This window comes from Arthrobacter sp. 'calajunan', from assembly GCF_046940185.1.
Classification (GTDB): Bacteria; Actinomycetota; Actinomycetes; order Actinomycetales; family Micrococcaceae; genus Glutamicibacter; species Glutamicibacter soli.
Window position 1 is genome coordinate 483683 of record NZ_JBKZDY010000001.1, and the last position, 13095, is coordinate 496777.

The 13095-nt window shown below is 65.8% G+C and carries 13 protein-coding genes and 1 tRNA gene; 8 read left to right on the top strand and 6 right to left on the bottom strand.

The window, feature by feature from the left end:
- Positions 1-15 precede the first annotated feature (15 nt).
- The 4 genes from dprA (at position 16) to RF641_RS02160 (ending at position 3596) form a co-directional block, all read left to right on the top strand.
- Positions 16-1272 (top strand): DNA-processing protein DprA, encoded by a 1257-nt coding sequence (gene dprA, locus RF641_RS02145; RefSeq protein ID WP_424572381.1) that lies wholly within the window; start codon positions 16-18, stop codon positions 1270-1272.
- Between the two features lie 31 nt (positions 1273-1303).
- Positions 1304-2296 carry a tyrosine recombinase XerC gene (locus RF641_RS02150; protein WP_047118977.1) on the top strand — a complete coding sequence of 331 codons (993 nt, stop codon included), beginning with the start codon at positions 1304-1306 and terminating at the stop codon, positions 2294-2296.
- 141 nt (positions 2297-2437) lie between these two features.
- Positions 2438-2941 (top strand): DUF3145 domain-containing protein, encoded by a 504-nt coding sequence (locus RF641_RS02155; protein ID WP_424572382.1) that lies wholly within the window; start codon positions 2438-2440, stop codon positions 2939-2941.
- Positions 2942-3221: 280 nt separating this feature from the next.
- The gene (locus RF641_RS02160; protein WP_047118979.1) at positions 3222-3596 is read left to right on the top strand and encodes a VOC family protein; all 375 of its coding nucleotides are present in this window, start codon (positions 3222-3224) and stop codon (positions 3594-3596) included.
- 14 nt (positions 3597-3610) lie between these two features.
- Here the strand turns inward: RF641_RS02160 and RF641_RS02165 are convergent, their stop codons facing one another.
- From RF641_RS02165 to aceE, 6 genes are all read right to left on the bottom strand, one after another.
- A complete protein-coding gene (locus tag RF641_RS02165) occupies positions 3611-4186 on the bottom strand; it encodes a dihydrofolate reductase family protein (protein WP_424572383.1) in 576 nt (191 codons plus the stop codon).
- 151 nt (positions 4187-4337) lie between these two features.
- A complete protein-coding gene (fabF, locus tag RF641_RS02170) occupies positions 4338-5585 on the bottom strand; it encodes a beta-ketoacyl-ACP synthase II (protein WP_047118981.1) in 1248 nt (415 codons plus the stop codon).
- A gap of 129 nt (positions 5586-5714) precedes the next feature.
- Complete coding sequence (locus tag RF641_RS02175) at positions 5715-5960, bottom strand: acyl carrier protein (protein WP_047118982.1); 246 nt, start codon at positions 5958-5960, stop codon at positions 5715-5717.
- A 218-nt stretch (positions 5961-6178) separates the two neighbouring features.
- Entirely contained in the window at positions 6179-7102 is a 924-nt protein-coding gene (locus RF641_RS02180) for an ACP S-malonyltransferase (protein ID WP_047118983.1), read from the bottom strand.
- Positions 7103-7267: 165 nt separating this feature from the next.
- Positions 7268-8476, bottom strand: a complete 1209-nt coding sequence (locus RF641_RS02185; RefSeq protein ID WP_052772348.1) for a PucR family transcriptional regulator — start codon at positions 8474-8476, stop codon at positions 7268-7270.
- Between the two features lie 133 nt (positions 8477-8609).
- On the bottom strand, positions 8610-11399 hold the full coding sequence (aceE, locus tag RF641_RS02190; protein ID WP_424572384.1) for a pyruvate dehydrogenase (acetyl-transferring), homodimeric type: 2790 nt from the start codon (positions 11397-11399) through the stop codon (positions 8610-8612).
- 319 nt (positions 11400-11718) lie between these two features.
- On the opposite strand from aceE, the gene RF641_RS02195 reads away from it, so the two are divergent.
- The 4 genes from RF641_RS02195 to RF641_RS02210 all read left to right on the top strand — a co-directional run bounded on the left by RF641_RS02195 (position 11719) and on the right by RF641_RS02210 (position 13054).
- Positions 11719-12135, top strand: a complete 417-nt coding sequence (locus RF641_RS02195; protein ID WP_231735959.1) for a DUF3052 domain-containing protein — start codon at positions 11719-11721, stop codon at positions 12133-12135.
- Positions 12136-12585 (top strand): redoxin domain-containing protein, encoded by a 450-nt coding sequence (locus RF641_RS02200; RefSeq protein ID WP_424572385.1) that lies wholly within the window; start codon positions 12136-12138, stop codon positions 12583-12585.
- A gap of 97 nt (positions 12586-12682) precedes the next feature.
- Positions 12683-12758: transfer RNA gene (locus RF641_RS02205), tRNA-Val, on the top strand.
- Positions 12722-13054, top strand: coding sequence for a hypothetical protein (locus RF641_RS02210; RefSeq protein WP_113607973.1), 333 nt, complete (start codon positions 12722-12724; stop codon positions 13052-13054). Before RF641_RS02205 ends, RF641_RS02210 begins: the two co-directional genes overlap by 37 nt.
- The last annotated feature ends 41 nt before the right edge of the window (positions 13055-13095 follow it).

Genomic DNA, 13095 nt, shown 5'->3' on the forward strand with positions numbered 1-13095 from the left:
ACAAGGAGCACCACCATGAGCACCGCACCGCAGACCCCCGCCCCGCGGCAGGACGCCGTCGGCCACCTTCCGCACACACTGTGCCTGGCCGCGCTGAACCAGCTGGTCGAACCGAACGACGTCACCGCCGCGGCCCTGCTGGAGCTGATGACCCCGGCCGAGCTGCTGGCCCTGATCCGCCGTGAGGACCACGTGCCGCTGGACCTGGGGCTGAAGCTGGCCGAGGCCACCGGCCGGCAGCCGGCCCCGAATTCCGCCCAGGACCTGCGCGTCGCGCTCACCCGCTGGCGCAAGCGGCTGCCCTACGCCAACGAGCATGCCGCCCTGCAGGCCATGCAGCGCCTCGGCGGGGGACTGCTCACCAGCCAGGACCCCGGCTGGCCAGCCCAGCTGGACGACCTGGGCCTGAGCCGGCCGCTGTGCCTGTGGTGGCGGGCGGCCGACCCGGGGAACCTCGGCGGGGACCGCGAGCGCACGGTGTCCATCGTCGGCTCGCGCGACGCCAGCGACTACGGCAACCAGGTCACCTTCGAGCTGGCCCGGGCGCTGGGGCTGCAGGGCTTCACGATCGTTTCCGGCGGCGCCTACGGGATCGACGCGTCCGCCCACCGCGCCGCGCTGTCCCACGACGGCTGGGAGTTCCCGAACCCGCCGACCGCCACGTTCCTCGCTGGCGGAGCAGACCGGCTCTACCCGGCCGGAAACCACAACCTGCTCGAGCAGGTCATCACCCGCGGCGCGCTGTACTCAGAGGTGCCGCCGGGCACCACACCGACGCGTTTCAGGTTCCTGAACCGCAACCGGTTGATTGCCGCCTTCAGCAGGTTGACCATCATCACCGAGGCGCGGCACCGCTCCGGGGCGCTGAACACGGCAAGCCATGCCGTGGAGCTGGGCAGGGATGTCGCGGCGGTGCCCGGCAGCGTGTTCTCGCCGAACTCGGCGGGCACCCACCGGCTGATCCGCTCCGGAGCCGCCGAACTGATCTCCAGCCCCGCCGAGGCGGCCGAGCTGCTGGGCCTCGGGCCAGACGCACCCGCCGGCGTTGCCGCCAGTGAACCGGACGACCCGCGTCAGCGTCCGGTGGACGGGCTGCCCGCGGAGGTCGGCATGCTCTACGACGTCTTGTCCTTCACCAGGCCGATGAGCCCGGATGAGATCTCAGCGCGCAGCGGCGTCACGATCCTGCAGACGCTGCGCGGGCTGTCCACCTTGCAGGGCCGCGGCTTGGCGGTTCGCAACGACGCGGGGTGGAAGCTGGCGCGCACCTAACCCGCAGGTGCGTCGCGGTATCCTCGAAGGGATGAAGCAGGACACCAACGCCACCAAGACCCCGCAGCTGCCGGCCTCGTTCGCCGAACCGGTCGCCGACTATCTGGATTACCTGCGCTTGCAGCGCGGGCGCAGCGAGAACACGCTGCGCGCCTACGAGGTCGACCTGCGCACCATGGGCACGTTCCTGTACTCCACCCGGCAGGTCAGCGCACCGCACCATGTCGACGTGGAGATGCTGCGCGAGTGGCTGGCCAGCATGCACGAAGCGCAGATCTCGCGCACCACTATCGCGCGGCGCATCTCCTCGGTGAAGAACTTCTTCGCCTGGGCGCTGAAGCACCAGCTGGTGGCCGAGGATCCGGCCCTGCGCCTGGCCGCGCCGAAGAAGGAGCGCCGCCTGCCGCATGTGCTGCAACCCGGGCAGATCGACCGGCTGCTCGCGGATACCGGCGAGCACACCGGACAGGACGGCGCGGCGGACGATGAGGCGCCGCAGAGCCCGCAGCAGCTGGCGGTCCACGCCCGCGACCGCGTGATCGCCGAGCTGCTCTACGCCTCGGGGCTGCGCATCAGCGAACTGGTCTCCTTGGACGTGAAGGATCTGGATTTCAGCCGCCGCACGCTGAAGGTTGTCGGCAAGGGCAACAAGGAACGGATGGTGCCGTTCGGCAATCCCGCCCAGCGGGTGCTGACCTCCTGGCTGCTGACCCATCGGGCCGTTCTGGTCGACGAGGAAAAGGCCCAGGGCGCCCTGCTGGTCGGCGTGCGCGGCGGCAGGTTGAATGTGCGCCAGGCCCGCGACGTAATTTCGCAGGCGCTGAAATCGCTGGGGGATACCGCCGCCAGCGGGCCGCATGCCCTGCGCCATACGGTGGCCACCCATTTGCTCGATGGTGGAGCGGATCTGCGCGCAGTCCAGGAGTTCCTCGGCCACGCGTCGCTGGCCACGACCCAGCTCTACACCCATGTTTCGGTGGACCGGCTGCGCCAAAGCTACCGGCAGGCGCACCCGCGCGCCTGAGGGAATCTACCAATTCCCTCCTAATTACCCTCCCGAGTAGCGAAAAGTGCTGTTCATCGGGCAAAATGGAACTATCGGCGGTAGCTGCACCACCACGATGTTGACGTAGGGGAAGACGATCAACACCGTACGGAGGATGGCATGTCTGCACCGATGACCAGGGGCGTAATTTATATTCATTCCGCCACTGCTGCGCTATGCCCACATCTGGAATGGGCAATCGGGTCCGTGCTCGGAAAACCGGTCAAGATGGAATGGACCGAACAGCACGCTGCACCCGGCTTTCGTCGTGCCGAAATTGAGTGGGTAGGATCCCAAGGCACTGGCGCGTTGCTGACCAGCGCAATCCACGGGTGGCAGCATCTGCGATTCGAAATCACCGAGGACCCGAGCCCGGGCGTCGACGGCAGCCGCTGGTCGGTGACCCCGGATCTGGGGATCTTCCACGCCACCATCGACACGGCCGGCAACGTCATGATCAGCGAAGAGCGCATCCGCTGGGCCTATGAAAAGGGCGACGGCAATCCCTCGATCTTCTACCAGGAAATGTCCATTGCCCTGGGCGAGGCTTGGGATGAGGAGCTCGAACCCTTCCGACATGCAGGGGAGAACTCCTCTGTTCGATGGCTCAACCAGGTGGTTTAGCCACTGGTTAACTAGTCTCCGAGTCTGCGCGAGCCGGCCCGGATCCAGCCCCGGTGGTGCGGGGTTGTTACCAAAAACAAAATGCGATCCCCCTGCGAGGGATCGCATTTTGTGCATCTGCCTTCTGACGACCCGCTGGTGCTAGGATCGATCGTGATGAAGACCAGTCAGGCCACCACAGGCCGCTCCCGGAACGGCCATCTGGTCGTTCCCTGATCCGCGCTCCTCCCTGCGTATGCACCTTCCAAGCACACCGGAAACCGTACAACGAGAGGGAAACATGACCGCGCACTTCAACCACACCATCATCGCCTCGACCGACGCGGCCCAGATGGCCGAGTTCTACATCGAGCTGCTGGAGGCCGAGCGGCAGCCCTCTTGGGGGCCGTTCCAAAACATCGGCATCGGCGGCGGCGTGCTGCTGCAATTCGCCACGCCGCCAATGCAGTTCCCGCCGCAGCACTACGCATATCTGCTCGATGATGCGCACTTCGATCGGGCCTACGCGCTGATCGGCGCGCGCGGGATCGAGCACTGGGCCGATCCGCAGCGCCAGCTGGCCGGGCAGATCAACCGCGAGCACGGCGGCCGGGGCGTCTACCTGCTGGACCCGTCGGGCCACTACCTCGAGCTGATCACCCGGCCCTATCTGTAGCGCAGGAGCGCAGATCAGCGCAGCACGTCGAACACGTTCTTCTGGATGCCGTTGGAATAGACGGCGGAGTCGACGAGCTTGAGCTTCTGCGCGTCCAGGTCGGCGCCGCTGAACAGGCGCTTGCCGGCGCCGAGCAGCACCGGGAAAACCAGCAGGTGGTAGCGGTCGATCAGGTGGTGCTCCTGCAGCGAGTGGACCAGCGTCGCGGAGCCGTGGATGCTGATCGGTCCGCCGTCGCTGGCGCGCAGCCGGGCCACGTCGGAGGCCGAACGCAGGATCGTGGACTCGCCCCAGTTGTCCACCAGGTCCTTGTCCTTGAGCGTCGTGGAGACCACGTACTTGGGCATCGCGTTGTAGCCGGGGAATTCCTCGGTCATCGCCGGCCAGACGGGGGAGAAGGCCTGGTAGCTGCGGCGCCCCAGCAGCAGAGCCGTGGCCTCGCCCTGTTCGGTGCCCTTCATCTCGTAGGCGGCCGGGTCGAAGTCCACCGAGCTCATGGTCCAGCCGGAGTTGCGGTAGCCGGGTTCGCCGCCGGGCGCCTCCATGACCCCGTCCAGCGAGATGAATGCGGTGGCGATCAAGGTGCGCATGATGCGGCTCCTAAAAGGTGGAAAATGATCGGTGGCCTGTCGAGATCGAGCGTAGCAACGCCCGGCGCCCGGCGACAATAGGGAAGTGCAGTTAACGCGCCGCGGGCCGGAACCGAATGCTCGGTTCCGGCCCGCGGGGGCACAGCTGCTGCTAGATGCTGCGGATCGCGACGACGGCGTTGTGGCCGCCGAAGCCGAAGGAGTTGTTCAGCGCGACGATCGAGCCCTCGGCCGGCAGGTCGGCCGGAGCGCCGGTGACGACGTTCAGCGGGATCTCCGGATCCTGGTTGTCCAGGTTGATGGTGACCGGGGCCTTGCGGTGGTAGATCGCCAGGGTGGTCAGCACGGACTCCACGGCGCCGGATGCGCCAAGCAGGTGGCCCATCTGCGACTTGGTGGCGGAGACCAGGACATTGTCCAGCTGGTCGCCCAGGGCGGCCTTCAGCGCGGTGTACTCGGGCTTGTCGCCTACCGGGGTGGAGGTGGCGTGCGCGTTCACGTGCACCACGTCCTCCGGCTGGATGCGGCCGTCGTACATGGCGGCCTTCAGCGCGCGGGTGGCGCCCAGGCCCTCCGGGTCCGGCGCGGTGATGTGGTAGGCATCGGCGGTGACCGACGAGCCTGCCAGCTCGGCGTAGATGCGGGCGCCGCGGGCCAGCGCGTGCTCCTCGGACTCCAGCACCAGTGCGCCGGCGCCTTCGCCCATCACGAAGCCGTCGCGGTCCACGTCGTACGGGCGCGAAGCCTTGGCCGGATCGTCGTTGCGGCGCGAGAGGGCGTGCATGGAGGAGAACGCTGCAATCGGCATCGGGTGGATGGCGGCTTCCGCGCCGCCGACCATGACCACGTCGGCCTTGCCGGCGCGGATCAGCTCCATGCCCACGTGCATGGCCTCGGTGCCCGATGCGCAGGCGGAGACGGGGGTGTGGGCGCCGCCAGCGGCTCCCAGGTCCAGCGACACCGCGGCTGCCGGGCCGTTGGGCATCAGCATCGGCACGGTCATCGGCAGCACGCGGCGCGGGCCCTTTTCCTTCAGGGTGTCCCAGGCGTTCAGCAGCGTCCAGACGCCGCCGATGCCGGTGGCGAAAGCCACGGCAAGCTTGTTGCGGTCGACGTCGTCCTTGGACAGGCCCGAGTCGGCCCAGGCCTCGCGGGCCGCCACGACGGCGAACTGCGTGGACGGGTCCATGCGCTTGGTCTCCGGACGGGTCAGCACCTCGGAAGGCTGCACGGAGGCGCGGGCGGCGAAGGTCACCGGCAGGTCGTATTCCTCGACCCAGCTGTCTTCCATGGTTGCGGCGCCGGAAACACCCTTCAGGGCGTTCTCCCACAGGGTAGGGACGTCCCCACCGATGGGGGTGGTGGCTCCGAGACCGGTGATCACTACTTTGCGCGCCATCATCAAACTCTCTACTGGGGTACAACTTTGCTGTTTAAAATTTGTGGGGGCCGGCTTGACGTACCGGCCGGTGTGCACGGCTTGCCCGCACAACGGTGTGCCAGCGAAAAGTTCGCTGGCGGAATGCTGCTAGGCCTGGGCGCCGGCGATGAAGTTCACGGCGTCGCCCACGGTCTTCAGGTTCTTGACTTCCTCGTCCGGAATCTTGACCTCGAACTTTTCCTCGGCCTCAACGACGATGGTCATCATCGAGATCGAGTCGATGTCCAGGTCCTCGGTGAAGGACTTGTCCAGCTGCACGTCTGCTTCGTCCAGGCCGGTCTCCGAGTTAACGATTTCGGCGAGGCCTGCCAGGATTTCTTCGTTGCTAGCCATGGATGGCTCCTTTTCTCATGATGCCGGAGGGATCCGGTCGTTGCTCTGGATTCATGCCCGCGGTAACGGGCCGTGATCCGACTGTTCGAAACCCTTTCCGCGTCCCGTGCGGGGCACGGACAGGGTTTCACCGCTTAAAGCTTAGGCCAGATGGCCCTCGCCGGTTGGGCGATGACGCGTCAAGCGGGCGAAAAATTTCAGCTGGCGCGGTGCGGCGCCTAGTTGGCGGTGTGCTCGGCGATGAACTCGCGGGCGGCGTCCAGGTCCGCGGGGGACTTCAGGGCCATGCCCTTCACGCCCTTCAGTCCGCGGCGGGCCAGGCCTACCAGGGTGCCGGCCGGAGCCAGCTCCAGGATGCCGGTGACGCCCTGGGCTGCGAGGGTCTGCATGCACAGGTCCCAGCGGACTGGGCGGGATACCTGGGCCACCAGGGATTCGAGGTTGGCCGCACCCGAGGCGACAGCCTGGCCGTCGTAGTTGGACAGTAGGGTGGTGGCCGGCTCGGCGGGGGCCAGGGTGTCTGCCAGTTCCTGCAGCACGCCGACGGCCGGGGCCATGTGCGCGGTGTGGAATGCGCCGGCGACCTTGAGCGGGATCACGCGGGCCTTGGCCGGAGGGTTCTCGCCCAGCGCCGCCAGCTGCTCCATGGTGCCTGCGGCTACGGTCTGCCCGCCGCCGTTGGCGTTGGCCGGGGTCAAATCCAGTTCGGCCAGGCGGTCAAGGACCTCCTGCGGGTCGCCTCCGAGCACCGCGGCCATGCCGGTCGGGGTTGCCGCGGCGGCTTCGGCCATGGCGTTGGCGCGCACGCGCACGAAGTTCATTGCGTCGTTCTCGCTCAGCGCGCCGGCCAGGGCCGAGGCGGTGATTTCGCCGACGGAGTGTCCGGCCAGCACGGAGTTGGCCGGAAGCTGCTCGCCGAAGAGCGCGCGGGCGGTGATCAATCCGGCGGCCACGATCAGCGGCTGCGCCACTGCGGTGTCCTTGATGGTCTCCTCGTCGGAGACGGTGCCGTGCTCGATCAGGTCGCGGCCGGTGATTTCGCTCAGCGAGGCAAGATGCTCACGCACGCCGTCGACGTCGAGCCACTCGGAAAGAAAACCTGGGGTCTGGGAGCCCTGTCCCGGGCATACGATTGCTAACACTCTTACAGCTTTCCAAAGATTGCGGCCTCGTGGCGCGTGGTCACGCACCAAGCTCGCGGTCACGGATTGTAGGTTTCCTACAAAAGCCTAGCGCATGGAGGAGGCAAAAACCCATGTAACGCCGCTGCATGACGCTCCGGCAACTGTGCGGAACCGCCAAAAGTGCTACTGGCCCGAGTCAGCCAGGCGCCCCACCACCAGCGCGCTTTGCAGCACGAAGGCGTCGCGCGGGGACAGCGGATCCCAGCCGGTCACCTCGGAGACGCGCTTGAGCCGGTAGCGCACGGTGTTGGCGTGCACGAACAGCCCGCGCGCGGTGCCTTCGAGCGAATGGCCCAGGGCCAGGTAGCTGGACAGCGTTTCCAGCAACCCGTTGGAGGCCTGCTGCAGCGGCCGGTAGACGCGTTCGAGCAGCGCGGTGCGCGCCAGCTCGTCGCCGTTGAAGGCGCGTTCAGGCCACAGGTCATCGGCCCCCACCGGGTTCGGCGCCTGGGGCCAGGCGCAGGCGGCGGCGTAGCCCGCGATGGCTGCCTGCGCGGCCTGCGGCATGTCGGTGACCGTGGCGGCCAAGGGGGAGTAGACCAGCGGGCCGGGCCCGAAGAAGCGGGCGAGCCGGCCCAGGTCTGCCTCCTCGAACTTGGTGTCCGAGAGCATCAGCACCGAGCGGTCGCCCAGCACGCTGACCAGCGAGTCGCGAGCGTATCGGGTGGCCAGGCGCCGGATGGCGGAGACGAAGCTGACCGAGTTCGAGCCCGGGGTGGCGCCGACCAGGATCCGGATGTTGCTCTGCGACTTCCAGCCGATGGCGGCCAGCCGGGAGGAGAGCGAATCGTGGCCCTCGCCGTGGAGCACCGCATCCACCACGTGGGCCTCCAGCCGGGAGTCCCAGGCGCCGCGGGTTTCGGCCGCGCGGGCGTAGACGTCGGCGGCGGCGAAGGCGACCTCGCGGGAATAGCGCAGCACCGCTTCGCGCAGGGCCGCCTGTTCCTTCTCCGGGGCGATGTCCGGGACTTGGGATTCGACGACCTCCACGATGGTGCGCAGCAGGCCCAGCGCTTTCTGCAGCGAGATCGAACGGGTCAGCTCGGTCGGGGCGGCGCCGAACACGTCGGTGACCACCCAGGACGGGGTGGAGGAGGGGTCCTCGTACCAGGTGACGAAGGTGGAGATGCCCTTCTGCGCGATCAGGCCCAGGGCCGCGCGCTCGTTCGGCTCCAGCGAGCGGTACCAGGGCAGCTGCTGGTCCAGGTATTTCAGCGCGGTCGTGGACAGCACGCCGATGTGGTTCTTGAGCCGCTTGACGGTTTCGGCGCTCGGCGCAGGGCGGGCTGCCCGGGCCCGCGCGGCGGCGATCGATTCGGTTTCTGGGGCCATGCCTTCAAGTTTAGCGTTGCGCCTTCGCCTCAGATCCAGCGGTGTCCGAGCCAGCGGTTAACGGCAAGCTGCCCTGCCCGAAACTTGTTCGGGCAGGGCAGCTCATTCGCGTTCGAGGTGGACGATCCCGCGCTTAGGCGTCGCCGCCGGCGTTGCCGGACTTGCCGGCGTTCGGGTTGTTCAGATCGTACTTGGCGTGCGCCTTGATGGCCGAGTCGGCCGCGATCTCGCCGCGCTCAACCAGCGAGTGCAGGGTCTGCACCACCAGCGAGTGCGCGTCGATCTTGAAGAAGCGGCGCGCCGCCGAGCGGGTGTCCGAGAAGCCGAAGCCGTCGGCGCCCAGGGTGTGGTACTCGCCCGGGACGTACGGACGGATCTGCTCCGGCACCGCACGCATGTAGTCCGTGGTCGCGATGAACGGACCGGTGGCCGAGGACAGCTTCTGGGTCACGTACGGCACGCGGCGGGCCTTGGACGGATCAACCAGGACCTGCTCGTCGGCGTGCAGGCCGTCGCGGGTCAGCTCGTTCCACGAGGTCACGGACCAGACGTCTGCGGACACGCCCCATTCGTCGGCCAGGATCTTCTGGGCTTCCAGGGCCCACGGCACTGCCACGCCCGAAGCCAGCAGCTGCGCGCGCGGGCCGTCGGTGGTGGCTTCCTTGAGCAGGTAGATGCCCTTCTCGATGCCCTCGACGTCCACGTTCTCCGGCTCGGCCGGCTGATGGATCGGCTCGTTGTACACGGTCAGGTAGTACATCACGTTCGGATCCTCGTGGGTTCCGCCGTACATGCGCTCCAGGCCGGAACGCATGATGTGGCCGATCTCGTAGCCGTAGGCCGGATCGTAGGTGATAACCGCCGGGTTGGTGCTGGTCAGCACCGGCGAGTGGCCGTCGGCGTGCTGCAGGCCCTCACCGGTCAGGGTGGTGCGGCCGGCGGTGGCGCCGATGATGAAGCCGCGGGCCATCTGGTCGCCGGCGGCCCAGAACTGGTCGCCGGTGCGCTGGAAGCCGAACATCGAGTAGAACACGTAGATCGGGATCAGCGGCTCGTTGTGGGTCGAGTAGCTGGTGCCCGCCGCGGTGAACGCGCCGACGGCGCCGGCCTCGTTGATGCCCGGGTGGATCAGCTGGCCCTGCGGGGATTCCTTGTAGGCCAGCACCAGGTCGCGGTCCACGGACAGGTAGTTCTGGCCGCCCGGGTTGTAGATCTTGGCAGTCGGGAAGAACGCGTCCATGCCGAAGGTGCGGGACTCGTCGGGCACGATCGGCACGATGCGGTGGCCGAATTCCTTGTCGCGCATGAGGTCCTTGAGCAGGCGCACGAAGGCCATGGTGGTGGCCGCCTGCTGCTTGCCCGAACCGCGCTTGGCGATGGCGTAGGCCTTCTCGCCCGGCAGGGTCAGCTTGACGTCGGATTCCTGGCGGCGCGACGGCACGGAGCCGCCGAGCTTGGCACGGTGCTCCATCATGTACTTGTACTCGGCCGAATCCTCGGACGGGCGGTAGTACGGAGGCAGGTACGGATCGGCCTCGAGCTGCTCGTCGGTGATCGGGATGCGCAGGTGGTCGCGGAAGCCCTTGAGGTCCTCGAGGGTCAGCTTCTTCATCTGGTGCGTGGCGTTGCGGGCCTCGAAGTGCGAGCCCAGGCCGTAGCCCTTGACCGTCTTGGTCAGGATCACGGTCGGCTTGCCCTTGAACTCGGTGGCTGCCTTGTAGGCCGCGTACACCTTGTGGTAGTCGTGGCCGCCGCGCTTGAGGTTCCAGATCTCATCGTCGGTGTAGTCCGCGACCAGTTCCTTGGTCTCCGGGCGCTGTCCGAAGAAGTGCTCGCGCACGAACGCGCCGGACTCCGCCTTGTAGGTCTGGTAGTCGCCGTCCGGGGTCTGGTTCATGACGTCGACCAGGGCGTTGGTCTTGTCGGCTTCGAGCAGGGCATCCCACTCGCGGCCCCAGACGACCTTGATGACGTTCCAGCCGGCGCCGCGGAAGAAGGCTTCCAGTTCCTGGATGATCTTGCCGTTGCCGCGCACCGGGCCGTCAAGGCGCTGCAGGTTGCAGTTCACCACGAAGGTGAGGTTGTCCAGCTTCTCGTTGGCCGCCAGCTGCAGGAAGCCGCGCGACTCCGGCTCGTCCATTTCGCCGTCGCCCAGGAAGGCCCAGACGTGCTGCTCGGAGGTGTCCTTGATGCCGCGGTTGTGCAGGTAGCGGTTCAGCTGGGCCTGGTAGATCGCGTTGGCCGGGCCGATGCCCATCGACACGGTCGGGAATTCCCAGAAGTCCGGCAGCGAACGCGGGTGCGGGTAGGAAGGAAGCGCGTTGCCTTCCTTCGACTTCTCCTGGCGGAAGCCGTTCATGTCCTCTTCGGACAGGCGGCCTTCGAGGAATGCGCGGGCGTACATGCCCGGCGAGGCGTGGCCCTGGAAGAAGACCTGGTCGCCGCCACCCGGGTGGTTCTTGCCACGGAAGAAGTGGTTGAAGCCCACTTCGTACAGGGTCGCGGCGCCTGCGTAGGTGGAGATGTGGCCGCCGACGCCGATGGAAGGCTCCTGGGCGCGGTGCACCATGATGGCAGCGTTCCAGCGCATGAACGCGCGGAAGCGGCGTTCGATCTGCTCGTCGCCGGGGAACTCGGGCTCCTGGTCGACGGGGATGGTGTTCACGTAGTCGGTGGTGGTCACCATCGGCACGCCAACGGACTTGGCGCCGGCACGCTGCAGGAGCGAGCGGATGATGAACTGGGCGCGCTCGGTGCCCTGGGTTTCGACGAGTGCGTCGAACGAGTCCAACCATTCCTGGGTTTCCTCGGGATCCCGATCGGATAGCTGGTAAGTCAAACCACTACGGATCTGGGAGATGTGTTCCTCTACAGCCACTGAAGCTCCTTGATTGAAATTGCGGCTCCGCTGCGGTGCAGACATTTTTCTGCCGTGCAGCGGGATGGGACATCGGGTGCAGTAACACTGGAGTGGTGTGTCCTGCTCGGTTCACTGCCTACTCTAATGAATCGAAAGCCGAAAAATCGACGAGATTTTTGGGCAAAATAGCATTAAATAGGCTATTTTAGGTGACTTGTGCAACAGTGTGCAGGAGTCAACGCTAGATTGACCCTGTCAAATTGGCCTGCATCACTTTCTGGCGGGCGATATTCGTTCGGCGTGTTATTGCCGTAGCGCTTGAATGGAGCGACGAAACGGTGTTTCGTTGGTAGTAACGCTTTGCACCATCAGGAGGAATGAAGTGAGCGACGCCGTATCGGCAAACCTGGAGTCCGTTAAAAAACTGGGCTTCAAGAATGAAGACCTTATCCAGGAACTGGGTTACGACGATGACGTGGACTACGATCTTCGCGACGCGATCGAGGACACTATTGGTTCAGAGCTGCTCACCGAAGAGGATCACGACGTCGTTGATGCAGTGATTTACTGGTGGCGCGATGGCGACGGAGACCTTGTCGACGCGCTGATGGACTCGCTGAGCAACCTCGGGGAGGGTGGCATCGTATGGCTGCTGACCCCGAAGCAGGGTCGCGAGGGACATGTGTCCCCATCGCTGATCCAGCAGGAAGCTCCGAGCGCCGGGCTGCACGTGACTACTACTGAGGGTGTCTCGGCCGACTGGTCGGCCATTCGTTTGGCACCGCGCAAGAAGAACTAAATGATCGAAACGGGTTCACGCCTGTTCGACTTCTCGCTGGAAAATCAGTACGGCGAAATGATCACCAGCACCGGGCTGTCCGACGGCCGGGTGCTGGTTGTCTTCTATCCGTGGGCATTTTCCCGCGTCTGCGGCTCGGAATTGGCGCAGCTCCAGGAGCATCTCGAGTACTTCGCCAACCGTTCGGTGCGGGTTGTCGCGATTTCGGTGGATCACAAGTTCGCGTTGCGAAATTATGCCGAGGCGTTTGGGATCCAGTTCGACCTGCTGGCCGATTTCTGGCCTCATGGTCGAGTGGCGCGGCTAGCCGGCGCGTTCGACGAGCGGCAGGGCGTAGCGACACGGCTGTCGATTTATCTTGAAGACGGGATAGTGCGTCGAACTTTCACCAGTGAAATGACCCAGCCGCGCAGCCTGGAGGACTATCGGAGCGCCATCGACAAAGCGTAGAAGCATTGCGGCGCGTTCGGGAAGCGCCCCGATTTGCGCAGAGCTGGAAAGCTCTGTAAAGTAATTCCTCGTCGGCTTGCAAAAGCTGATGTGGTTAGGGCCTTTAGCTCAGCTGGTAGAGCGTCACGTTTACACCGTGAATGTCATCGGTTCGATCCCGGTAGGGCCCACCAATTGGAACCCAGGTTCTCGATTTACTATCGAGAACCTGGGTTTTTACGTTTCCGCGCTCCGTGACTTTAGGGAATTATTCTCCGAGGATTCGTTCCAGCGTTTCGGCCGCGTCCAGACTTCCCTCGTTGGCCAGCCGCACGTCCACGCCCAGCTGATGGACCGTGTTTCGCCGCTGGTAGCTCAAGGCCTGCCAATGGTTTTCCGGTCGATTGCCCTGGAGGATGGGCTGGGAGTGAAGGACGCCTTGCCTGGAAACAACCAGCACATGGTAGCCCTCGACTTGGGCATCGACTAGGACATATTAGGCCGTCGACTGTATCCAGCCGGCAGTCTGGA